The sequence below is a fragment of the Methylomonas sp. MED-D genome (assembly GCF_050276835.1).
GTDB classification, from domain to species: domain Bacteria; phylum Pseudomonadota; class Gammaproteobacteria; order Methylococcales; family Methylomonadaceae; genus Methylomonas; species Methylomonas koyamae_A.
Window position 1 is genome coordinate 3,331,732 of record NZ_CP189965.1, and the last position, 23,988, is coordinate 3,355,719.

At 57.4% G+C, this 23,988-nt stretch carries 19 protein-coding genes and 1 tRNA gene; 15 read left to right on the top strand and 5 right to left on the bottom strand.

Annotation, left to right across the window (positions count from 1 at the left end; translation table 11 throughout):
• The first annotated feature begins 199 nt into the window (after positions 1-199).
• Both ACQE3E_RS14770 and ACQE3E_RS14775 read left to right on the top strand, forming a co-directional pair.
• Complete coding sequence (locus tag ACQE3E_RS14770) at positions 200-3,067, top strand: methyl-accepting chemotaxis protein (RefSeq protein ID WP_427500713.1); 2,868 nt, start codon at positions 200-202, stop codon at positions 3,065-3,067.
• A 179-nt stretch (positions 3,068-3,246) separates the two neighbouring features.
• The gene (locus ACQE3E_RS14775) at positions 3,247-5,487 is read left to right on the top strand and encodes a methyl-accepting chemotaxis protein (protein WP_427500714.1); all 2,241 of its coding nucleotides are present in this window, start codon (positions 3,247-3,249) and stop codon (positions 5,485-5,487) included.
• 288 nt (positions 5,488-5,775) lie between these two features.
• Here ACQE3E_RS14775 and ACQE3E_RS14780 read toward each other — a convergent pair.
• Positions 5,776-5,851 (bottom strand) — tRNA-Phe (locus ACQE3E_RS14780).
• 202 nt (positions 5,852-6,053) lie between these two features.
• On the opposite strand from ACQE3E_RS14780, the gene ACQE3E_RS14785 reads away from it, so the two are divergent.
• Both ACQE3E_RS14785 and dhaK read left to right on the top strand, forming a co-directional pair.
• Positions 6,054-6,875: an HAD-IIA family hydrolase gene (locus ACQE3E_RS14785; protein ID WP_064024437.1), complete on the top strand. Its 822-nt coding sequence runs from the start codon at positions 6,054-6,056 to the stop codon at positions 6,873-6,875.
• A 21-nt stretch (positions 6,876-6,896) separates the two neighbouring features.
• A complete protein-coding gene (gene dhaK / locus ACQE3E_RS14790) occupies positions 6,897-7,883 on the top strand; it encodes a dihydroxyacetone kinase subunit DhaK (protein ID WP_427500715.1) in 987 nt (328 codons plus the stop codon).
• Between the two features lie 39 nt (positions 7,884-7,922).
• Here the strand turns inward: dhaK and dhaL are convergent, their stop codons facing one another.
• Complete coding sequence (gene dhaL, locus ACQE3E_RS14795) at positions 7,923-8,549, bottom strand: dihydroxyacetone kinase subunit DhaL (RefSeq protein ID WP_313729879.1); 627 nt, start codon at positions 8,547-8,549, stop codon at positions 7,923-7,925.
• A 140-nt stretch (positions 8,550-8,689) separates the two neighbouring features.
• On the opposite strand from dhaL, the gene ACQE3E_RS14800 reads away from it, so the two are divergent.
• Positions 8,690-10,498: a putative bifunctional diguanylate cyclase/phosphodiesterase gene (locus ACQE3E_RS14800; protein WP_427500716.1), complete on the top strand. Its 1,809-nt coding sequence runs from the start codon at positions 8,690-8,692 to the stop codon at positions 10,496-10,498.
• A gap of 4 nt (positions 10,499-10,502) precedes the next feature.
• Here ACQE3E_RS14800 and ACQE3E_RS14805 read toward each other — a convergent pair whose 3' ends face one another.
• The gene (locus ACQE3E_RS14805; RefSeq protein ID WP_427500717.1) at positions 10,503-11,018 is read right to left on the bottom strand and encodes a hypothetical protein; all 516 of its coding nucleotides are present in this window, start codon (positions 11,016-11,018) and stop codon (positions 10,503-10,505) included.
• A gap of 436 nt (positions 11,019-11,454) precedes the next feature.
• Between ACQE3E_RS14805 and ACQE3E_RS14810 the strand changes: the two genes are divergently transcribed.
• The 5 genes from ACQE3E_RS14810 (at position 11,455) to mepA (ending at position 18,159) form a co-directional block, all read left to right on the top strand.
• Positions 11,455-12,627: an acetylornithine transaminase gene (locus tag ACQE3E_RS14810; protein WP_313729877.1), complete on the top strand. Its 1,173-nt coding sequence runs from the start codon at positions 11,455-11,457 to the stop codon at positions 12,625-12,627.
• A 6-nt stretch (positions 12,628-12,633) separates the two neighbouring features.
• Positions 12,634-13,533 (top strand): ornithine carbamoyltransferase, encoded by a 900-nt coding sequence (argF, locus tag ACQE3E_RS14815; protein WP_427500718.1) that lies wholly within the window; start codon positions 12,634-12,636, stop codon positions 13,531-13,533.
• Positions 13,534-13,580: 47 nt separating this feature from the next.
• The gene (locus tag ACQE3E_RS14820) at positions 13,581-14,219 is read left to right on the top strand and encodes a TIGR04211 family SH3 domain-containing protein (RefSeq protein ID WP_064024449.1); all 639 of its coding nucleotides are present in this window, start codon (positions 13,581-13,583) and stop codon (positions 14,217-14,219) included.
• A gap of 337 nt (positions 14,220-14,556) precedes the next feature.
• Positions 14,557-16,407 carry a dihydroxy-acid dehydratase gene (ilvD, locus tag ACQE3E_RS14825; protein WP_427500719.1) on the top strand — a complete coding sequence of 617 codons (1,851 nt, stop codon included), beginning with the start codon at positions 14,557-14,559 and terminating at the stop codon, positions 16,405-16,407.
• An 897-nt stretch (positions 16,408-17,304) separates the two neighbouring features.
• Complete coding sequence (gene mepA / locus ACQE3E_RS14830) at positions 17,305-18,159, top strand: penicillin-insensitive murein endopeptidase (protein WP_313729875.1); 855 nt, start codon at positions 17,305-17,307, stop codon at positions 18,157-18,159.
• 50 nt (positions 18,160-18,209) lie between these two features.
• Here the strand turns inward: mepA and ACQE3E_RS14835 are convergent, their stop codons facing one another.
• Positions 18,210-18,533 carry a hypothetical protein gene (locus ACQE3E_RS14835; protein WP_313729874.1) on the bottom strand — a complete coding sequence of 108 codons (324 nt, stop codon included), beginning with the start codon at positions 18,531-18,533 and terminating at the stop codon, positions 18,210-18,212.
• A gap of 90 nt (positions 18,534-18,623) precedes the next feature.
• Between ACQE3E_RS14835 and ACQE3E_RS14840 the strand changes: the two genes are divergently transcribed.
• From ACQE3E_RS14840 to ACQE3E_RS14860, 5 genes are all read left to right on the top strand, one after another.
• The gene (locus ACQE3E_RS14840; RefSeq protein WP_313729873.1) at positions 18,624-18,959 is read left to right on the top strand and encodes a hypothetical protein; all 336 of its coding nucleotides are present in this window, start codon (positions 18,624-18,626) and stop codon (positions 18,957-18,959) included.
• A gap of 108 nt (positions 18,960-19,067) precedes the next feature.
• Complete coding sequence (locus ACQE3E_RS14845; protein WP_313729872.1) at positions 19,068-19,502, top strand: SMI1/KNR4 family protein; 435 nt, start codon at positions 19,068-19,070, stop codon at positions 19,500-19,502.
• A 61-nt stretch (positions 19,503-19,563) separates the two neighbouring features.
• Positions 19,564-20,334: a hypothetical protein gene (locus ACQE3E_RS14850; protein ID WP_313729871.1), complete on the top strand. Its 771-nt coding sequence runs from the start codon at positions 19,564-19,566 to the stop codon at positions 20,332-20,334.
• 11 nt (positions 20,335-20,345) lie between these two features.
• On the top strand, positions 20,346-20,828 hold the full coding sequence (locus ACQE3E_RS14855; RefSeq protein WP_313729869.1) for a hypothetical protein: 483 nt from the start codon (positions 20,346-20,348) through the stop codon (positions 20,826-20,828).
• Between the two features lie 436 nt (positions 20,829-21,264).
• Positions 21,265-22,686, top strand: a complete 1,422-nt coding sequence (locus tag ACQE3E_RS14860; RefSeq protein WP_427500720.1) for an Nramp family divalent metal transporter — start codon at positions 21,265-21,267, stop codon at positions 22,684-22,686.
• A gap of 17 nt (positions 22,687-22,703) precedes the next feature.
• Here the strand turns inward: ACQE3E_RS14860 and ACQE3E_RS14865 are convergent, their stop codons facing one another.
• The gene (locus ACQE3E_RS14865) at positions 22,704-23,831 is read right to left on the bottom strand and encodes a methyl-accepting chemotaxis protein (protein WP_313729867.1); all 1,128 of its coding nucleotides are present in this window, start codon (positions 23,829-23,831) and stop codon (positions 22,704-22,706) included.
• Between the last annotated feature and the right edge of the window lie 157 nt (positions 23,832-23,988).

Consider the following 23,988-nt stretch of genomic DNA (forward strand, 5'->3'; position numbering starts at 1 on the left):
GAGTTCGAACGTATTCGAGCCGACCCGACAGCGCTTACGCGACCGCATCGGCCAACGTTTGGCAGGCGATTGTCGATCTAAAAACAAAACCGGCAACTAGCGAGCCTTACCCAACCGCTCGCTCCAGGCACGGCATACGGTGAATCAACGCCGGACTATGGTTCGGCATCTTCTTCAACTCAGTTGGGAGAATTTAACCATGATAAGCACAATTAAAGGGCGATTGACGAGTTTGATCGTTTTCATGGCCTTGCTGGCTGTCGCGGTGGGTGGTAGCGGATTGCTAGGCATCAACGCGGTCGTCGAGTCGATGGACAACACCTACCGCGGCAAAGTCGTTCCCGGCCAATTATTGGCCAAAATGCTGCAACTGAATAACGACAACCGCACCAACATCATGCTGGCACTGCAACACGATCCAGCCTCGCCGCACGCCAAACTGCACGATCATCCGCTCAGCCTGCACATCGAAGCGACCGAAACCAATCGCAAGCAAATGGCTGATTTGCTCGATGAATACCAAAAACTGCCGATCGGCCCGGAAGAAAAAGCTTTGCTCGACCAATATCTGAGCGCCCGCGACGTTTACCGGCAAAACGCCAGTAACCCCGCATGGGAGGCGATCAAAGCCGGGAATTTCGAACTAGGCCATCGTTTGTTATTGACTCAAGTCAATCCTGAATTCAAAAAGTTACAGGCGATCGGGGAACAACTGTTATCGCGCACGCTAAAACTGACGGAAGCGGCCAATCAGTCCGCGGAACAAAGTAGCGCTAACTTACAAAATACGATGCTGGCCGGCACATTGTTATCGATCGGGATTGGTTTTTATCTCGCTTGGCGTTTAGCGAATTCGCTATTACGACAATTAGGCGCGGAGCCGGGCGAGGCTGTCGGCGTTGCCCAACGCATAGCCGTCGGCGATCTCTCCTACCCTTTCCAACTGCAACACAACGATCGGGACAGTTTAATGGCCGAGATGAAAAACATGAGCGACACCATCAAGCACATGTTGGAACAAATGGCCTGGATGTCGAGCGAACACGAAAAGGGCGACATTGACGTCATGGTAGATACCGATCGCTTCCAAGGCAGTTTCAAGGCCATGGCGCAAGGGGTTAACGACATGGTCAACGCTCACATCGACGTCAAGAAAAAAGCCATGCAGGTGTTTACGGCCTTCGGTCAAGGCGATTTCAACGCCGATATCGAGAGACTGCCCGGTAAAAAAGTATTCATCAATGAAACCGTCGACTTGGTACGCGGCAATTTGCAAGGCTTCATCGCCGATATGAATCACATGTCCGAGGAACACGAGAAAGGCGATATCGATGTGGTGATGGCGGTTGAAAAATACCAAGGCGATTTTCGCAAAATGGCACAAGGCGTCAACGACATGGTCAACGCCCACATTGACGTAAAGAAGAAAGCCATGGCCGTGTTTAAAGCCTTTGGGGAAGGCAATTACGACGCTGATATGGCGAAATTGCCGGGTAAAAAAGCCTTTATCAACACCACCGTCGACTTGGTGCGCGAGAACCTGCGTCGCTTCGCGGAAGCGGCGCGGGAGTCCGCAACCATCAAGGCTACGTTGGATAACGCCTCGATCAACGTCATGTTGGCCGACAACGACGGCGTGATTCGCTATCTGAACAAATCCACCATGGCCTTGATGCGCCGCTCGGAGCCGGAAATGCGCAAGTTGTTTAGCGATTTTGCGGCGGACAATATTCTCGGTCGGAATTTCGATGTATTCCATCGGAATCCCGCCCATCAACGCAATTTGTTAGCCCATCTAACCAGTCCGCATGTTGTGCAAATCGAGGTGGGAAACTTGATCTTCCGGCTAACGGCCAGCCCATCCTACGACAACGAGGGGCGACGGAGCGGATCGATGATCGAATGGCTGGAGCGTTCGGCGGAAGTCAACGCCGAACGGGAAATATCCCAAGTTGTCGAAGCCGCGGTAGCCGGCAATTTTCGACCAATTAGCGTTGCCGACAAACAGGGCTTCTTAAAAAACGTCGCCGAAGGCATCAATCAGATCACCGATACGGTCAATGTGGCGTTTCAGGACACGATAGAAATGGCCCAAGCCCTGGAAAATGGCGATCTAACTCGCACGATTAACCGCGATTACCAAGGCGTCTACGATCAAGTTAAGCAAAGTCTCAACAATACCGTCATCAAGCTGTCGCAAACCATCGGCGAGGTCAGAGAGGCCACTGACCAACTCGGCAACGCATCGCAGCAAATCAGCGGCACCTCGCAGTCCTTGTCGCAAGCCGCCAGCGAACAAGCCGCTGGCGTCGAGGAAACCAGCGCCAGCATCGAGCAAATGGCGGCCAGCATCGGCCAAAACGCCGAAAACGCCAAGATCACCGACGGCATGGCCACCAAAGCCTCGCAGGAAGCGGTCGAGGGCGGCGCCGCCGTCAAGCAAACCGTCGAGGCGATGAAAAGCATCGCCGGCAAAATCGGCATCATCGACGACATCGCCTATCAAACCAATATGCTGGCCCTGAACGCCGCTATCGAGGCCGCCAGGGCCGGCGACCACGGCAAAGGCTTCGCGGTAGTCGCCGCCGAGGTGCGCAAACTGGCCGAGCGCAGTCAGATCGCCGCCCAGGAGATCGGCCAATTGGCCGAAACCAGCGTCAGCACCGCCGAAAGCGCCGGCCGTTTGCTGGACGCCATCGTGCCCAGCATCGCTAAAACCTCCGATCTGGTGCAGGAAATCGCCGCCGCCTCCCAGGAACAGTCGGCCGGCGTCAGCCAAGTCAATAACGCGATGAATCAGATGAACCAAATCACCCAGCAAAATGCCGCCGCCAGCGAGGAACTGGCCGCCACCGCCGAGGAAATGACCAGCCAGGCCGAGCAATTGCAAAGTTTGATGAGCTTTTTTAAGATCGCCAGTTCCGGCGGTCGGCATCGTTCAGGCGTTTCTCACGGCGGCCACGCGCATCACGCCAAACCTGGGGTTATCAAACTCGGCCCGACGCCAGCCCGCCACCACGATCCAACGGGCTTGGATCTAGAATTGCAGCATTTCGAGCGATTTTAGAATCCACAGTGGCGCAACGCGCTTAGAGCGCTACCGCCTCGCCGTCCGAATCCGTCCGAGCCGGGCGGTCGGGCGGTCGGGTGGCGACTTTTAAGCCGTCGGCATCTTGAGCGTCTGGGAAATCATCGATTACAACCGGCTAGCAGCAATGCGGACGATGCCGCACATCAGGAGCCAGCATGAACACTGATCCCTTTGCAATCCTAGCCCAGCCTAACGGCAATTTTCAATCCGAACGGCGTCGCTTCAGTTTACGCGCGGCGGGGATTCGCTTGCTGTTGCTACTGAGTCTGGTCGGCGCCGCACAAATCACGGTCAGCTTCCGGATTGCCGACAACATTGCCGAGTTCAACAGGCAAGCTGAGCATGCCACCGATGCGGTAGATCGCGCGCATTTGCTTCAGTACCACATTTCGCAAATTCAGCAATATCTAACCGACATCAGTGCGACCGGCGACGAAGAAGGCTTCGACGACGCCAAGCGGCATGCCGAGGAAAGCCGGCGTTTGTTGAATGAAATATTATTACTGCTTCCGCAAAGTAACGCCGCCGTAAACGAAATCCGCGAGAAATTGGAGCGTTTTTACGATGTCGGCATCGAAATGGCCCGCGTATATCTTGCCGAAGGCAAGGTAGCCGGCAATCGCGCGATGAAGCAACCGGATACCGGTTTCGACGCTCGATCCAACACACTGATAGAGAGTTTGGACATATTAAGTCGTCCTTTGGAACGGCAAGCCGATTCGGCAAAAAACCAATTGAATATCGAAGTTTCGCAAATGCGGCGGTGGTCGACGGCGCTAAATCTGCTTAGTTTGCTTGCGGTTATTGGTTTGTGCCTGCAAGGCTTTCGGCAACTGTGGAACTGCCTCGGCGGCGAGCCTGAAGTCGTCGCTGAATTGGCCAACGGCATCGCCACGGGCGACTTGAATCAATCCGTTAAGCTTCGCGCCAACGACAACTCGAGCGTGATGGCGGCGATGCTGCATATGAGCAACACCATTAAAGCCTTGCTGGCTGCGATGGATCATATGTCCAGCGAACACCAAAAAGGCGATATCGATGTCATGGTGGACACTACCCGATTCAAGGGTGGATTTAAAACCATGGCGCAAGGCGTCAACGAGATGGTGAGCGCCCACATTGCCGTCAAGAAACAAGCCATGGCCTGCATCCAATTATTCGGCGAAGGCAACTTGGATGCGCCGCTGGAACGATTTCCCGGCAAAAAGGCTTTCATCAACGACACTGTCGAACAGTTGCGCGGTAACTTGAAACAAATTGTCGGAGAAATCCGCGACATCGTCTCGGCGGCCAACCGAGGCGACTTTAGCGTCAAGATGGATCTTACCGGTAAAGCCGGTTTCACTAAGGAGTTGTCGGAACTGCTGAATCAGCTTTCCGGAACCGTGGACATCGCCTTCAAGGATACGATTGACGTGGCTGAAGCCATGGAACAAGGCAACCTGACCAAAACCGTCACCCGCCAATATCAAGGCGCATACGATCAGGTCAAGCAAAGCCTCAACAACACCGTCGCCAAGCTCTCCCAAACCATTACAGACGTGGTTTCGGCCGCCGATCAATTAAGCAGCGCCTCCGAACAAATCCAATCCACCTCTCAATCGCTGTCGCAAGCGTCCAGCGAGCAAGCCGCCAGCGTCGAGGAAACCAGCGCCAGCATCGAGGAAATGGCCACCAGCATCGGCCGAAACGCCGAAAACGCCAAGGTCACCGACGGCATGGCCACCAAGGCCTCGCAAGAAGCGGTCGAGGGCGGCGCCGCCGTCAAGCAAACCGTCGAGGCGATGAAAAGCATCGCCGGCAAAATCGGCATCATCGACGACATCGCCTATCAAACCAATATGCTGGCCTTGAACGCCGCCATCGAGGCCGCCAGGGCCGGCGATCACGGCAAAGGGTTCGCGGTGGTCGCCGCCGAGGTGCGCAAACTGGCCGAGCGCAGTCAGATCGCCGCCCAGGAGATTGGCCAATTGGCCGAAACCAGCGTCAGCACCGCCGAAAGCGCCGGCCGTTTGCTGGATGCCATCGTGCCCAGCATCGCCAAAACCTCCGCTCTGGTGCAGGCGATCGCCGCCGCCTCCCAGGAACAATCGGCCGGCGTCAGCCAAGTCAATACCGCGATGAATCAGATGAACCAAATCACCCAGCAAAATGCCGCCGCCAGCGAGGAACTGGCTTCCACCGCCGAGGAAATGACCGGTCAGGCCGAGCAATTGCAAAGTTTGATGAGCTTTTTTAAGATCGCCAGTTCCGGCGGCCAACGTCGCGCCGGCACTTCTCACGGCGGCCACGCACCTCACGCCAAACCCACGGCCGCCAAGCGCGGAGCGGCGCCAAGCCGTCGCCACGATGCGACCGGCTTGGCGCCGGAATTGCCGTATTTCGAGCGTTTTTAGAAAGAAATAGCGGGAGGGCGATGCAACAATACGCCCTGCTATTGGCACCCAGCCAGTGGGCTAAATTTAGGCTTCTGGCAGACGCCGACCGTAGCTCCGTTTGGGGAAGCCGCCGGTCGGCTCAAGATTCGTTCCGCAAAAACCGTCATGTATCCTGTCTTCCAGGTGTAAACCAAGTCGTAACATTTCGCGCGGAATCCGGCGTTCGGCAAGGAAAACACCCAGCCGAAACCGGCAGGTCGCAGGAAATAAAAAAGGCCTTGCATTGCTGCAAGGCCTTGGTATTCGTGGTGCCCAAGGACAGAATCGAACTGTCGACACGAGGATTTTCAGTCCTCTGCTCTACCGACTGAGCTACCTGGGCGTCAAGAGCCGCGCATTAAACTAGGTTATTGGCGGCAAGTCAAGAAAAAACGCAGTTCCCAGCTAAACTGGACAGACGAGCAACGATTATGCAATTCTGTGCCGCCACGCGCGCCGCAGCCCCGCCCGGCACCGCAAGGGCCGAACCATCCCGGTTTGCCAGGCCCCGGCAAATTAAAAAAATTAAAAAGACCGAGACTTTTATGCAAGCATTTACCGACATACGCGCGCTGATCATCGATATGGACGGCGTACTCTGGCACGGCGACCAGCCGCAAGCCGGCCTGACCGACTTTTTCGAAACCTTGCGCGACCTGGCACTGCCGTTTATTTTGGCGACCAACAACGCCAGCATGACCGCCGAACAATACGTCGCCAAATTGGCAAAAATGGGCGTTACGGTGGCCGAGCGTGAAATTCTGACCTCGGGGATGGCCACCGCTTTGTATTTGTCGCAGCGCTACGATCCCCAAACCACCCGCGCCTACGCAATCGGCGGCACCGGCACCTGGAAACCTCTGCAAGATTTGGGCTTTACGCTAACCGGCCTCTACGAAACCGGACCCGACCAACACGCGCATTTGGTGGTTTGCGGCATGGACCGGGAAATCAGTTGGGACAAACTGGCGACCGCGACCCTCAATCTGCGGGCCGGCGCGCATTTCATCGGTACCAACGGCGACATATCGTTGCCGACCGAGCACGGCATTACTCACGGCAACGGCGCGATCCTGGCGGCGCTGACCGCGGCAACCGGCATACAGCCAATGATTATCGGCAAGCCCGAGCCCATCATCTACCGGCAAGCCATCGAGTTACTCGGCGCGCCGCTGGCACAGACCATCGCGATCGGCGACCGGCTAGACACCGACATCCTCGGCGCGGTGCGCACCGGTATTCGCAGCTTGATGGTTCTGACCGGAGTATCCAGCGCAAAAGACGTGGAAGCCACCGACTACGGCCCAACCTGGGTGGTGCCCGATATCCGCGACGTGACCCGGATGTTGCGCGAACTGGCCGCCTGACCAGCAAACCAAGGAGTGACCATGAAAAAGTTCATCGATAGCCCGGACAGCTTGTTGACCACCAGTTTGCGCGGCTTCGCCAAGGCCCACGCCGACATCGTCGACCTGAACGAAACCCCGCATTTCGTGCGTCGCAAGCACCTTAAGCCCGGCAAGGTAGCGCTGATTTCGGGCGGCGGCTCCGGCCACGAGCCCTTGCATAGCGGCTTCGTCGGATTCGGCATGCTGGACGCCGCCTGTCCAGGCCAGGTGTTCACCTCGCCGACGCCGGATCAAATGATCGCCGCCGCTCAGGCCGTCGACGGCGATGCCGGCGTGTTGTTCATCGTCAAAAATTACGCCGGCGACGTGATGAATTTCGAAATGGCTAGCGAGATGCTGGACCTCCCCAACGCCAGCGTGCTGGTCAACGACGACATTTCTCTGCCCAAGACCCACGCCATTGGTCGGCGCGGCGTGGCCGGCACCAGCATCGTCGAGAAAGTCGTCGGCGCGGCGGCCGAGCAAGGCTACGATCTGGCGGCTTGCAAAGCCTTGGGCGAACGGGTCGTTTCGGCCACCGCCTCGCTGGGCGTCGCGCTGACCAGTTGCACGGTACCGGCCTTGGGCCATCCAACCTTTACCCTTGGCGACGACGAAATCGAGATGGGGGTCGGCATCCACGGCGAGCGCGGCCGCGAAACCGTCAAACTGGCCGACGCCAGCCACATCGTCGCCGAATTGACCCAGCATCTATTCGACGAGTTGCAGCCGGCCGCCGGCCAAAACGTGCTGTTGCACGTCAACGGCTTCGGCGGTACGCCATTGATCGAATTGCATTTGCTTTACGAGTTGGCTCACGCGCAATGCGGCCGGCGCGGATTGACCGTGCAACGCTCGCTGGTCGGCAATTTTACAACCTCGCTGGACATGGCCGGCGCCTCGCTAACGCTGACCGTGCTGGACGAGGAAATGCTGAAACTGTGGGACGCGCCGGTCAATACCGCCGCGTTGCGCTGGGGCTGTTGAGGAAACGCTGTCAAATCAAGATTTGACACTCCACCCGAATTAGGCCGTTTTCAACACCCTGGCCACCGCCGCGACGATCAATTGCGCGGTTTTGGCGCCGGCATCGATATGGCCCAGACTACGCTCGCCCAAGAACGACGCCCTGCCCTTGGTCGCCAGCATATCGCGGGTAGCTTCGACGCCGGCCGCCGCGACTTGGCAAAGATGATCCAGCAATTCGTCCAGCGATTTGCCGGCTTCGGCATCCTGTTGCAAAGCCTGCGCCACCGGCACCCAAACGTCCAGCATCGTTTTTTCGCCGACATCGGCCTTGCCGCGTTGTTTGACCGCCTCGACGGCGGCCGCGAACGCCGCCGCGAAGCCGGACACAGAGCTATCCCGACTGTGTTTGTGCAGCGCAATGAACAAGGTCGCGTACAACGAGCCCGACGCGCCGCCGACCGCCGCCATCACCGTCATGCCGATTTTTTGCCAGGCCGCCGGCCAATCCAGCGGCGCGATCGCGTCGGCCTGCTCGGCCAAGGCCTGCAAGCCGCGTTGCAGGTTGAAAACGTGATCGCCGTCGCCTATCGCCTGATCCAACTCGGTAACAGCCTCGGCGTTGGCAGCGATGTCGGCCTGAACGGCGCGGATCAATGGGGGAAATATCGCGGGACTGATGGTCATGTGGGCAACTCCTGGCATGGGCGACAACAGGCGCGGAGCATAGCCAAGCCGCCCTCGCCTGTCCAGTCCGCGCCGCGTCATAAAACCGTAACGCCGCCCTCGTATACTGGGCCGTCGTCGCCCCTGCCCATGCGTGCCTCATGCTGTTTCCGATTCATTCCATCGAACTCGCCCTCAACGACGCCCGCAAACATCGGCAAGACCAAACCCTAGACGAAACGCCGGGCCAAACCGCGACGGTCAAACGCCTGCTGAGCCATGTCGAACCGATCGCCTGGAACAGCCGTTGCGTCGATGTGCTCGATCACTTCATCCGCCACGAAGATTTGCCGGCGGTCGCCATCGTTGACGCCGAACAGATGCCGGTCGGCATTATGGACCGGGGCCGGATCATCGAAATTTTTCTGCGACCGTTCGCCCGCGATTTGCTGTACAAAAAGCGCATCGCCGAAATCATGGACGCCAACCCCATCGTGGTCGACATCAACGCCGGCATCGATGACGTGGCGCGGATCATTATCGATGCCGGGATGCGCCACATGGTTAACGGCTTCATCATTCTGCGCGACGGCGCTTACGCCGGCATGGCGACCGGCCACGCGCTGCTGGAGGAAATCACCCAGCGCAAACAGCGCGATCTGTACTTGCTGGCCCATTACGATCAACTGACCGGCCTACCGAACCGCCTGCTGTTTAAGGACAGACTGGAGACAGCCTGCCGTGGCGCGCTACGGGGTGGGCGGATGCTGGGGCTGATTTTCGTCGATTTGGACCGCTTTAAATACATCAACGACAGCCTGGGTCACAGCGTCGGCGACCGCCTGCTGCAAACCGTGGCCGAGCGACTGACCCAGTGCGTCCGCCATAGCGACACCGTGTCGCGGCTAGGCGGCGACGAATTCGTCATTATCTTGCCGAATCTGGATGGCGAAACCGCCGCGACCACCGTTGCCGACCATATCGTCGCCGCGCTGGACCAGCCGATGCCGGTTTACGACCACGCCTTGCAGGTCACCGCCAGCATGGGCATCGTCTTGTATCCGCTGCACGACAGCTCGGCCGAAGGCTTGATCCGCAAGGCCGACGCCGCGATGTACCAAGCCAAGCAACTTGGACGCAATCGCTATGCGCTGTACTCCGAACATTTCGACGACGGCTTGCGGGAACGCATGCTACTGGAAGCCGAATTGCGCGGCGCGCTCGGCAACGGTGAATTTTCGTTGCACTATCAACCGCAAATTCAACTGAGCGACCAGCGGGTCGTCGGCGTCGAAGCCTTGTTGCGCTGGCAGCATGCCACGTTGGGCGCGATTTCGCCGGCCGAATTCATTCCGATCGCCGAGGAAACCGGCCAAATTCACGACATAGGCGACTGGGTGCTGCGCCAGGCCTGCCGGCAACACCTGAGCTGGATCGCTGCCGGCCTGCCCGCGCTGCGGATGTCGGTCAATATTTCGGCGAAGCAATTCGAACAGCCCGGTTTCGCGGGACGAGTCGCGCAGTTGATCGCGGAAACCGGCATGATTCCCGAACACCTGGAGCTGGAACTGACCGAGGGCGCGGTGATGACCCACGCCGACCGCGCCGCGCAAACTCTGGGCGAACTGCGGAGCTTGGGGGTCAAACTGGCCATCGACGACTTCGGCACCGGCTATTCCAGTCTGAGTTATCTACGCACCTTCCCGATCAACAAAATCAAAATCGACCAATCGTTTATCCGCGATATCGAAAACACGCCGGCCAACGAAGCTATCGTCAAGGCGATCATCGCGCTGGGCAATAGCCTGGGCCTGGAAACCATCGCCGAGGGCGTTGAAAATCTGGCCGAACTGGAATGCGTTAAAAGCCATCAATGCCACGAAGTACAGGGCTACCACTTCGCCAGACCGTTGACGCCGGGCGACTTCGTGACTTGGCACCGGGAATTCCTCGGAACTGCGGCGGCGTGAGCAATCAGTCGACCGCGCCGTCGTCCGGATCGACTTCCACCGGGCGGGGAGCGGGAATTTCGCCGTCGCGGAAGTGGTATTTTTCGCGCAGATAAGCGAACAACCAGGCATAGGTATCGGGCTGGCGTTGGGCGGCCGCGTCCGGCATTTGTTGCAAGCGCTGCCTAACCGCATGCAAAGGCAACAGCAGCAGTTCGATGTCGGCCATCGCCACGAATTTGTTAGGATCGGGCGTGCGACTATTGAAGATCTTGAACAGTTGATGCTTGTTCAAACCCAGTTGACTGTTGATCTCGTCCTTGAATTCCAGGAATAAGGGCAACAAATCGCTGCCGACACAGGTATCGTCGTGCAACTTATGCAAGCGGTGCAATAAATGATAAACCGCGAAGCGGTACAGCTCGGACTCCCGGACAAACAAGCGCGCCGCCGTCGAGCGCACCGCGATCCGGTCGAAATTGTTCAGCCGTATCGATACGATGTGTTTCTTATCGTCGAGGAGGTAGTCGTTGTCGTTCAATGCAAGTCCCTTGTTGGCGTCTGTTCGAAAACCAACCGCTGAGCCTAAATGCAGACGACTTTAATCCATCAATGTTACAGGTTTATAACAACTCTCATATATCGGACATTTTCGGAGTGCGCTCGCCCGACCGTCCGGCGCTAGAGCTAAGACTAAGCCCATCCACGTATCGACTCCGCTCCGCGCGCGCCGCAAATGCCGTTGGGAAACCGCTTGGCGACACGCCCCGCGGCCCGCGCCGAACCAAGTCAAAACGACCGATCCGGAACAGATTGCTCCGCTTCGCCCCGCCGCTACGACTCGCCGCGCTAACCCGGCGCAACCGGCAATGTTCCCGACCGGCGAATCAGGCATTGCATAGCAGACCTCAAAAAAATATAATCGCGCGCTTTTTTTAAAGAAAACCTCTTTCCATTTGACGATAGCGAATCCGCCCATGACTAGTCACCTGATGCCGACCTATGCTCGCCAATCCGTCACCTTCGCACGCGGCGAAGGTGCTTGGTTGTGGGACAGTACCGGCCGACGCTATCTCGACGCCGTCGCCGGCATCGCGGTGTGCAGCCTCGGTCACGCCCACCCGGCGGTGGCCGACGCGCTGTGCGCGCAAAGCCGGACCCTGTTGCATACGTCCAACCTGTACGGCGTCGGCCTACAAGCTCAGCTGGCCGACCGGCTGGCGGAATTGAGCGGCATGGATAACGTATTTTTCAGCAACTCCGGCGCCGAAGCCAACGAAGCGGCGTTGAAGATCGCCCGCAAATACGGCCACCAAAAAGGCATCGACGAACCGGTGGTGCTGACAATGGAAAAAAGCTTTCACGGCCGGACGATGGGCACGCTGAGCGCGACCGGGAACACCAAGATCAAACAGGGCTTCGCGCCGCTACTGGCCGGATTTCGCCACGTGGCTTACAACGACGTTCCAGCCATAGAAGCCGAGTTGGCGGCGGACGCCAATATCGTCGCGATCATGGTGGAACCGGTGCAAGGCGAAGGCGGCGTCAACATTCCCGCGCCCGACTATCTGAACCGGATACGCGAGCTGTGCGACCGCCACGATCTGCTGATGATACTCGACGAGATCCAAACCGGCGTCGGCCGTACCGGCCGCTTCCTGGCCTATCAACACAACGGTATCTTGCCCGACGTTTGTACGATGGCCAAAGCCTTGGGCAACGGCGTGCCGATCGGCGCCTGTCTGGCGCGCGGCAAGGCGGCCGATGTATTGACGGCCGGCAACCACGGCTCGACCTTCGGCGGCAATCCGCTGGCCTGCGCGGCGGCGTTGGCGGTGCTGGACACATTGACCGGCAGCGGCCTGCTCGATAGCGTCGAAGCCAAGGGCGCGCAAATTCACGCGGCGCTGAGCCAGGCGCTGGCCGGGAATTCGCATGTCGCCGCGATTCGTCACAAAGGTTTGATGATCGGCGTCGAATTGGATCGTCCCTGCGGCGAACTGGTCGGCATGGCTCTCGAACAAGGCGTATTGATCAACGTCACCGCCGACAACACGATACGTTTACTGCCGCCGTTCGTGATCGACGACGCGCAAATCGCCATGCTGACCGGGACTTTGTCGGCACTCATACAGGAATTCAGCAGGTAATCCACGATGCAACCGAGACACTTCACCAGTTTGCTGGATCTGTCCAGCGCCGAACTCCGCGCCCTGATCCACAGAGCCATCGCGCTCAAGCAACACCGCGATCCCGATTACCAGCCGCTGAAAGGCAAAGTGCTGGCGATGATTTTCGAAAAGTCCTCGACCCGCACCCGGATTTCCTTCGAGGCCGGCATGGCCCAGTTCGGCGGCACCGCGCTGTTCCTGTCGCCGCGCGATACCCAATTGGGCCGCGGCGAACCACTGGAAGACAGCGCCAGAGTGATTTCCAGTATGGTGGACTGCATCATGCTGCGCACTCACAAGCACGAAACCGTCACGACGTTTGCCCAATATTCGCGGGTACCGGTCATCAACGGCTTGACCGACCTGAAACATCCCTGCCAATTGCTGGCGGACATGCAGACTTATTTCGAGCAACGCGGCGACATCGCCGGCAAAACCGTGACCTGGATAGGCGACGGCAACAATATGTGCCATTCCTATATTAACGCCGCCCGCCAGTTCGACTTCCAATTGAACATCGCCTGCCCGTTCGATTACCGGCCGAATCAAGCCATCGTCGATGCCGCCGACCAACGCGTGGCGTTTTTCGAATGTCCCGAGCTTGCCGCCGCCGGTGCCGATCTGGTCGTCACCGACGTCTGGGCCAGCATGGGTCAGGAAGAAGAACAAAAGCACCGCGAAGTCGCCTTTCGAGATTTTCAAGTCAACGCCGACGTGATGGCGGCCGCGCATGCCGACGCGCTATTCATGCATTGCTTGCCGGCCCATCGCGGCGAGGAAGTCAGTGCCGAGGTCATCGACGGTCCGCAAAGCGTGGTTTTTCAAGAAGCCGAGAACCGCTTGCACGCCCAAAAGGCCTTGCTGGAATTTCTCATCGGCCGATAATTTCGCTAAAATCGCCGGCTTGCGTTAGACCAACCTTGAGAGCCACTGTGAAAAAAACCCTTGCCTACCTCTCCGCCTGCCTGTTGTTTAGCGGTATCGCCGAAGCTCGAACGGCCTACGTCACCGACAAAGTCGAAGTACCGTTGCGTAGCGGCGAGAGCGAGCGCACCAAAATCGTCAAAATGCTGGAGAACGGCGCATTGGTCACCGTGTTGCAGGAAAGCACCGAGAACGGCTATACCTACATCCAGACCAACAACGGTGCCGAAGGCTTTATTCTTAGCCGCTACCTGACCGGCGAACCCAGCGCGCGCGGCCAGCTGGAAGCCGCCAACAAAAAGTTGGAAGCCTTGACCGAGGAAAACAAACAACTGAAATCGGCGCAGGCCGGCAGCCTGGAAATCGGCAAGGAACGCGACAAACTCAGCGCCGACCTTAGCGAATTGCAACAAACCGCCGCGAATGCGATCCAATTGAAGCAGCAACGCGATCAGCTTCAAGAACGCGTCGTCAGCGTCGAACGCGAACTACAACAGTTAAAACGCGAAAACCAAGCCTTGGCGGACAGTACCAACCAGGATTGGTTCTTGTATGGCGGCGGCCTGTCCTTGTTCGGCGTGCTGCTCGGTTTTATTCTGCCCAAACTCAGCTGGCGGCGCCGTTCCAGCGGTTGGGACACGTTTTAGTCCGTTTGCCCTTGCACGCGGAATCGCAAACGGGCACCGAACCGACCGAGGCTGGGCCGAACGCGGCGAAGCGCATCGTTGGCAATCGATGCATTCGTTGATGCGCTTCGCTTCACTCGGCACGTCCTTGATTGTTTTGATTTTATCCGGCTGTTAATTCTACTTTGTCAGATTAAGCAACGCCGTCATGCCCGCCGGGATGCGGGCATCCAGTGCCATGGATGGCAAGCTTCGATCCGTCCGTGAAGTCTGGATTTCGGCAATCCCCGCCGAAATGACGAGCACTACCGAGAATCCAGCAAGGTAGAATTAAGGCCTTTCTTTTTTTGGAACCACCATGCCTAGCTATCGTTCACGCACTACCACCCACGGCCGCAACATGGCCGGCGCCCGCTCGCTGTGGCGCGCCACCGGCATGAAAGACGGCGATTTCGACAAGCCGATCATCGCCGTCGCCAACTCCTTCACTCAGTTCGTTCCCGGTCACGTGCATTTGAAAGACCTGGGTCAATTGGTGGCGCGCGAGATCGAACTCGCCGGCGGCGTCGCCAAGGAATTCAACACCATCGCGGTCGACGACGGCATCGCGATGGGCCACGACGGCATGCTGTACAGCCTGCCCAGCCGCGACTTGATCGCCGACAGCGTCGAGTACATGGTCAACGCCCACTGCGCCGACGCCATCGTGTGCATTTCCAACTGCGACAAAATTACCCCCGGCATGTTGATGGCGGCGATGCGCATCAATATTCCGGTCATCTTCGTGTCCGGCGGCCCGATGGAAGCCGGTAAGACCAAACTGGCCGGATCGGACGACATCAAAAAGCTGGACCTGATCGACGCGATGGTGATGGCGGCGGACAGCAAAGTCTCCGACGCCGACTTGGCGGCCGTCGAACGCTCGGCCTGCCCGACTTGCGGCTCCTGCTCCGGCATGTTCACCGCCAACTCGATGAACTGTCTGACCGAGGCGCTGGGCTTGTCCTTGCCGGGTAACGGCACCGTGGTCGCCACTCACGCCGATCGCGAACAATTGTTCAAACAAGCCGGCCGCCGCATCGTCGAACTGGCCAAGCAGTATTACGAACAAGGCGACGAATCGGTATTGCCGCGCTCGGTGGGTTTCAAAGCCTTCGAAAACGCGATTGCCTTGGACATCGCGATGGGCGGCTCGACCAACACCATTCTGCATCTGCTGGCCGTGGCGCAGGAAGCCGGCATTGCTTTCACGATGGCCGACATCGATCGGATGTCCCGCACGGTGCCGCAGTTGTGCAAGGTCGCGCCCAACACCAACAAATACCACATCGAGGATGTACACCGCGCCGGCGGCATCATGGCGATTCTGGCCGAATTGAACCGGGCCGGTAAACTGCATACCGACGTGCCGACCGTCCACGCCAAAACCCTGGGCGACGCGCTGACGGAATGGGATGTGGTGGCGAATCCGAGCGATGCGGTCAAAACTTTCTACATGGCCGGTCCCGCCGGCATTCCGTCGCAAGTCGCGTTCAGCCAGGATACCCGTTGGCCCAGCCTGGACACCGACCGCGCCGAAGGCTGCATCCGTTCCTTCGAGCACGCCTTCAGTCAGGAAGGCGGCCTGGCGGTGCTGTACGGCAACATCGCACTGGACGGTTGCGTCGTCAAAACCGCCGGCGTCGACGACAGCCTGCTGGTATTCGAAGGCAGCGCTCATGTGGTCGAATCGCAAGACGAAGCCGTGGAAAACATCCTTGCCGACAAAGTCAAGGCCGGCGATGTCGTCGTCGTGCGCTACGAAGGCCCCAAGGGCGGACCGGGCATGCAGGAAATGCTGTATCCGACCAGCTACATCAAGTCCAAGGGCCTGGGCAAGGCCTGCGCGTTGTTGACCGACGGCCGCTTTTCCGGCGGCACCTCCGGCTTGTCGATCGGCCACTGTTCGCCGGAAGCGGCGGCCGGCGGCGCGATCGGTCTGGTGAAAAACGGCGACCGTATGCGCATCGATATTCCCAATCGGAGCATCAATGTGCTGCTGTCCGACGAGGAACTGGCCCAACGCCGCGCCGAACAAGACAAGCTGGGCTGGAAACCGGCCAAGCCGCGTTCTCGCAAGGTGTCGGTCGCCTTAAAGGCCTACGCTCATTTCGCCACCTCGGCCGACAAGGGCGCGGTGCGGGATTTGTCCAAACTCGGGGACGACTGAGCCAACACATACCAACGCGACCCGGCCAACGCAAACTTCGCGGCCGGGATTTCCACCCCACGGCCGCCCGTGCGACACCGCGCAGGCAGCGATCGATCGTCGATTAAGCGCCTGCCTCGCCGTAGGCCGACTAGACCTACGTGTGCGAAGTCCCCGATGCTAGGGCTTGGCCGGCTCTGTGCTCGGCTTTTGGGTGATAGTGGTCCCATGTCCACCGGATGGAGTGTTATCGCTAACGATACTGGCGTTTTGAACAGCATCAATCCGATCAAAACCGGAGTCGTGCTTGGTTCGAACCTCGCCATTTTAATGTAAGCACACAGCATTTCAGTTCGAACGCATCGGGTTCTGGTTCGTACAACCGCCGTTGTCCGTTGAACGAGCATCACTCTCGGCCGAACAAGCAAGGTTGCATGTTGAACCAGCACATTTCTCGATTGAACAGGCAGCTTTGGCTGTTGAACCGATAATCTTCTCCACTGAACACTCGCCGTTCTCTGTTGAACAGGCAACGTTCTGCAACGAACAGGGAACGATGCCTGTTCAAACCGGACCACACTACATTAAACAGAGAAACGCCGGCGTCGCGGAGCGAACCGTGTCTGTTTGGGATAGAACGTTCTCTCTTTGAGTAGGACCGATGCTTGTCAAGTCGAGACGGGCCGGTGTTTGACATAGAAGTGTGCCAGTTGGCGGCGGATCGCTGCTTGTTGAAACTAGAACGCTCGATGTTTAAGCGGGATCGTTGCCTCCCGGTCGGTCAGGCGAGGCGTTTCGGGATAAATCCGGAAAAAACTCGGCGGAACCGGGGCCCCATCGGCGATGCCTGGCGTGTCGAACGTCCTTTCCCCCGCCGGCTGGTTTAAAATGCCGGGACTGTTTACCGCCGGCTATCTTATGTTCTCGATTCGTGCTTTCCTAACTTTACTATCCGCTGTATCGGTTTTCGCCGCGCCCGCCGCCGGTTCCACCGCCGCCGACTGGGCGGCGATCAAAGCGCCTTCGTCGCGTCCCGCCGGGAGTTTCAGTATCGGCTCGTATACCAACGGCTGTATCGCCGGCGCGGCAAGCTTGCCGCTCCAAGGGCCGGGTTATCAGGTGATGCGGCTGTCCCGGCAACGCTATTACGGCCATGCCGAACTGATCGGCTTCATCCAAGCGCTCGGCCAAACCGCGCGCGACCGCCAGCTTGGTACCTTGTTGATCGGCGATTTAGGACAAGCTCGCGGCGGCCCAACGCTCAGCGGCCACCGTAGCCACCAATCCGGCCTGGACGTGGATATTTGGTTTTTGCTTTCGGAGCAAGCCGACCGGCGCGTATTGTCCGCCGAAGAACGGGAAACGTGGAGCGCGCCGTCGGTGGTGGATATGCGCGCATACCGCATCGACCGGCGCGCCTGGTCGCCCAACCACGCCCAAGTCTTGGAAGCTGCGGCACAACGTCCGGAGGTGGACCGCATTTTCGTGCATCCGGCCGTCAAACAAAATTTGTGCGACGCCAAACAGCCCGGCGCCAGCGGCTGGCTGCGCAAGATTCGACCTTGGTGGAAGCACGACGATCATTTTCACGTGCGTTTGAAATGCCCTGCCGACAACCCGGCATGCCAAGGCCAGGAGCCATTGCCGGCCGGCGACGGCTGCGACGCCAGCCTGGCTTGGTGGTTTACCGAGGAAGCCAAAACGCCGGCGCCAGGCCCGGTTTCCGTCCCGCCGCCGTTACCGGCCTTGTGCGAGCAATTGCTACGGGAATAATCCTGGCAAGCGCGGTTGGCGTGTGGGTGCCTAATCCCGCTCGCCTTAGATCAGTAGCGATAGCGAAAATTACACTCGCCGGTCAATCGGCTGCTCAACGCATTGTTGTCCACGCCGTATTGATTAACATCGACCTCGCAGCCCAGATTCACCGGCCGGGGTTTGGATTTCTGCAACGGCAGTAGTTCGTCGGCGGTTTGCGACGGCGACTGACCGGCTTGCGCGGCGGCATCGAACTTCGCCAAGCCGGCGTCGGATAATGTCAATACCAGTTTATCCGAGCTGTCCGCGTATCCGGGTTCCGCGACGATCAATATTCCGCAAACCACACCCAGTAATCCGCACCTTCCAAAAAAGACAGTCCACTTCTTCATGGCTACCTCCCGATTTCCGGCGACGCTGTCGGTGCGCCGCCCTACTTCGCGCCGGCGCGTATCGCGTCGCCGGCGACCTTCGCCAAGGATTTGGCGATCACCCTTGGACAGCAGGAAAAATGCCAAGTTGCGGAAAGGCTAAGCTCCGGCTACGCCGGCATTTCCCAAGCACGAGTAAGTTTAGTCGAGTTCCCGAAAAGTGATGCCGATCACAGTTCACGGGGCTTGCGACCGGCAGCGTCGCCGGATATGCCGCGAGTGCATATTCCAAACAAAACCACCACAGATTCCGACTTCAAAACCGCCAGGCATTCCGGCAGCAAAGCCGCCACCGATTCCAATCCAAAGTCGGCCATCGATTACCAAACGATTCTGCCAGTAGTGAATGACGGCTTGCGACCCGTTGCAGACTATCGCTCCATCTGATTCAATGGCAGCAACTTGACCATTACCGGCCATTATTACTTATCACTGATGATATACGGAGAGGGAAATCATATGCTAATCATGAAACGTAGCTCTACGTAGACATCCGTGCGCCCTGTAGCTGAATTACTGTCTGAACCTGGCCGTGAGTGGCGAAAAGTTGATGGCGCATCGCTGTCACACATCGTCGAACTCAACAGTGCTCTCCCGTTCGAACTACCAGTTGAGTACATAGAGCTCCTCCGCTACTCAAACGGTGGTGAAGGCGAGTTGGCTCTTGAGCCACTCTGGTTTCAGTTGTTTGACGTCGCCTTTGCAATCCAATTGTGGCGAGACGACAACTACCGCAAGGAATACCCAGACTTATTCTTCTTCGGTAGCAACGGTGGGCTAGAATCCATCGCCTTCGATATGGGGCGCCCCAAACCTTGGCCTATTGTTATGGTCGATTGCATAGCAGGACTAGATAGTGCTTGTCGCGTATCGCGCAGCATTGAAGAATTCATAGAAAGGGTTGGACTCCGTGACGATCAAGATGCCTAATCAGCGCGTCAACTTGACCGTCAATACTCGGCTGAGCAAGGTAACTGAATAAGGCATAAAGATGGGTGCTTGGGGCGTTGGAATACTACAAGATGATACGGTTTCGGATGTTGTTGGATTCGTAAAGGATCGCATCAAAGCTGGTGAATCCGTCGCCATCGCGACTGATTCTGCACTTTCACATTTCTCAGAACTTGAAAATGACGAAGATGATGCTCCGTTGTTTTGGCTCGCGCTCGCTCACGTCCAATGGACTTACGGAAGCCTCGAAAATCGCATCCTTCAAAGAGTGCGTAAAGATTTACAGTTGGGAAACGGCCTTGGGCGTTGGGGCGAGGATTCCAAAGCTCTGGCAAAAAGAAAGGAGGCGCTTAACAAGTTCTTCGCCAAGATTGCTGTACCTAAGTCAAAACCTTCAGCACTGCCACGATTGGTTGTCCGGAAGGCTCCTTTCAAGGCAGGGGACTGCTTATCAGTTCTTCTCGACGACGGGCGTTACACGGCGGCGCTTGTGCTAAAAGCAGATAATACCAACCCTGAGTATGGCAAAAATCTTATTGCAAGCCTCGACTACTTAGAAACAGAGCCGCCATCTCTGGCGTTTTTTGAACTGAGAAGGTGGCTGATTAAGACACATGGAAATTGGAATAACGAACAGGACATTAGTTGGTATCAGACTGTCCGCTTCAAGGAAGCAAATAAACGCATTAGCATTGTTGGCTCTATCGATGTGCGCCCAAGTGATCCACATGACTCCCGTTTTTATTCAGGGTGGATCAGCCTTGGTTCGCAAATTACTCTATGTCGTGAGTATGCGGCAAAATTCTCCTAAGGCATAAACATATGCATGTTTCGATCACTGCCAATGTTTGTGATCAGCAAACAATGACGATATGTGACAGCATTCGGGGGCCGTTTAATGAGATCAGTAAATATCTTTCCCAAGAATATGGTGGTGATATTGAGCATCTTTGGATCGACTTTGAGCTAAATGCCAGCCATGCAGATCGTCGACCACCGTATCCTTTCAGGTATCAAAAGAGGGTTTCTGGACGTTCAAAACTCACGGGTATTGACTTGCCCGACAGCTTCAACGTTGGGCACTACAGCGTCAGACCTGATTTTGTTGTTTTACTTGAAGTACCAGACGTAGTTTCCTACGCATTACAACTTATCTTTGATTCCACATCTGTATTGATTGGAAAGCAAAAGAAACTTGGCGGATTTGATGCGCAAAAATTTAGATCAGATTTTTTTGAAGGATGTAAGGGGATTGGCTATAGCCTCAAATTGGTTCCACTACATCTAACCCCTGATGTGGATTAAATGGCGGCTTTAAAGCATACATTTGCCATTGCCATGCATGTGCTGATTGTCTAGTTATGGCCGAACCCAGCCTTCATCCGAATAAATATCTGTCGGCGCCAGTGGTGATTTTGTCGTTGGAATCCCTGGCCGACATTGGATTGAAACCGGTGGCGGTTTTCGATTGGAATCGGTGGCTGGTTTGGGGTGGAATATGCCGCGACGCTGTTCCGTCAAAAATCGGGTCTAAAGCCCTTCCTGCACCTAGACTTTGAATAATCTGGAGAATAGGGCTCCGCCTGCGTTGGAGACCGCTCAAACCGTGGCCGGTCCGAATCGGACCGGCCACGTTCGCGATTTTGTAACGGCCGATGCTCCGCTAGCGACAAGCCGGACTTGCCAAATTCCGGCGAATTTGCGGAAATGACCGGCTTTTGACAGCGTCCGATTCCGACCCATGAATAAAACTCCGTTAGATGCTCTTCCTCGCCGCGCCATTCCGGCCTTTCCCGGTTGGTGGGCTGCCCTGGGACCTGGCGTGGTCTGGATGGCGCTGGCGCAAGGCAGCGGCGAGCTGATCTGGTGGCCGTACATGATCGCCAAATACGGTTTGACCTTTCTTTGGCTACTGGTACCGGCTTGCTTGTTGCAATATCCGTTAAATCTGGAGATAGGCCGCTACACCCTGCTGACCGGCGAAAGCATCTTTCACGGCTTCATTCGTTTGAACCGCCGGCTCGGCATCTTTCTGTGGCTGTTGATGTCGGTATCGTTTTTTTGGTTCGGCGCCTTCGCGTCGGCCGGCGGCACCGCGATGGCCGAATTAACGCATTGGCCGGACGGCTGGAGCCAACGCGAGCAAAGTCTGTTTTGGGGCTATTTGTCCATCGCGGTATTTCTGGCCGCGATCCTGGCCAGCGGCGTCATTTACACCTTGATCGAACGCTTCATGAAGCTGGTCGCGGTGATCACCGTGGTCGGTTTGTTGTCGGCCTGCCTGCAAAGCGACGTAACCGCCACGCTGCCCGAGTTCGCGCGCGGCTTGCTGGGACCGACGGCGGCAATGGCGCGGCCTTGGGAAGCCGGCGACGCCAGCAAATTATTGACGGCGATCACCTTTGCGGGCCTGGGCGGCTTCTGGATTTTGTTTTATTCGTACTGGCTGCGCGACAAAGGCGCCGGCATGGCCGCCTGGGTCGGCCGGATTACCGGATTGGGCGGTAGCGAGGAAGCGGTACTCAGCGACGGCTTTCTGCCGCGAGACGAGCCCGAGAGCGCCGAACGCTGGCAAACCTGGCGGCGCTTCTTAAGCGCCGACATTCTGGTCGGCATCCTCGGCAATTTGTTGACGACCTTGATGACCTGCCTACTGGCCTATGCGCTGCTCTATCCCAAAGGCCTGTTGCCGCAAGAATACGAACTGGCTGTCGTTCAAAGCCAGTTCTTCGCGGTCAGTTGGGGCGAAATCGGCAGGCTGTTGTTCCTGGTAGTGGCGGCGGCGTTTTTAACCGACACCTGGTTGGCCACCGCCGATGCGGTCAGCCGCATCCAGGCCGACATCGTGCTGACGCTGTTTCCGGCCGCGCAACGCTGGCCGGCGCGGCGCTGGTATTATTTGTTTTTGGGATTGTTAACGCTGATTACCTGCTTCACGATGCAGTTGGACGCGCCCGGCCCGCTAATATTGACCAGCGCCGTGATAGGCTTCGCCGGCACCATCCTGTTTCCACCGCTACTGTATTGGCTGAATCACCGCCTGCTGCCGCCGCATTTGCCGGCTTGGGCAAGTCCGCGCCGCCGGCCTTGGTTGCTGGCGGTCAGCTTTGCGGTTTATTTGACCTTGGCCTTTCTGTATTTACGAAGCGTACTGGGGTTTTGAGACTCTACGGCGGCGGCTCAATGGGCTTTGCATAACACGCCGGCATCGACCTCGGCGCTGTGGGCGATTTTCTCCAGATTGCTGAGCACATCCAAACTGGCCTGTTCCATCCGTCCCACCGAGGCCAGCATGGTTTGATCGTCGCCGGCAGTATGAGCCGTCAAGGCTTTCAGCGCCGCCTGATGCACGGTCATGTGCGGTTGCTCGATTTCCGAATAACCTGGGAGCTTGGAAAAGCAGGCCCGACCTTCGCCCTGATAATACCACTTGCCTAAGCGGCACTCGGTATGTTCGGCAAAGTCCCGAATCGTCTTCGACGACAAGCGGAACAACACTTTGTAAACTTCGAACTTGTAAATCAAATGGTCCAATTTGGCCAATTCGCAGAAACTGCGCAGCGACGAAGCCGCCACCACTTTTTCCATCGTCACCGAAAAGTCCAACAGCTCGCGCATCGTGCCGGTCGCGCGTTGACCTTCCTCGCTATACGTTCTGGCGTGGTCCGCCAACTGGCTCATTTGCTCGCGGGTACCGCCGCTGGCGTTGCGGATGGATTCGGCCAGCGCCGATATTTTATTGGTCGCTTCGGCGGTACGTTGCGCCAGGGTGCGCACTTCGTCCGCCACCACAGCGAAGCCGCGCCCTTGCTCGCCAGCCCGAGCGGACTCGATCGACGCATTCAGCGCCAATAAATTGGTTTGATCGGCGATGTCGCGAATTAATTTGACCACGCCGATGATTTCCCGCGAACTTTGATCCAGCGAGCCGGCTTGTTCGGCGGCATGGCTGGAACCGTCGGCCAATTCGACCAAGTTGTGGGAAATCCGCTTAATGGCCTCGCTGCTGGTAATCGAGATGCCCTGGGCTTCGATGGCATTGTCTTTTTCGTCGCGCAGCCGGTTGGCCAAGGTTAGCAGACTGGTCTGCATATTCAGCAAGGATTGGCCGAAGTTCTGCAAATGGGCAATCGTGCCTAAATCGCGCTGGTGCGCCGCTTGCAGTGCCATGTTGCCGGCGTGCGCCTGCTGTAACGCAAGACGCGACTGCTCCAACTCATCGGTCTGCTGTTGAATTTGCCGGTGAGCATCGGCCAATTGCAGCTTGAGTTCTTCCAATTCGCGATTTTTCCAAAGAAACGAGAGCATTACCCCAACCCATTTTTGTCATTTTTTAATTACAGCGATTTAAAATTCATCCGTTCGCCGCGCGTGTAGTTTAGTCGATATACCTTAACGGATGGCTTGATAAATCGAGTGATTAAGCCTAGAAATACTTCCATCCTTTTTGTAAGCATATTCTTAC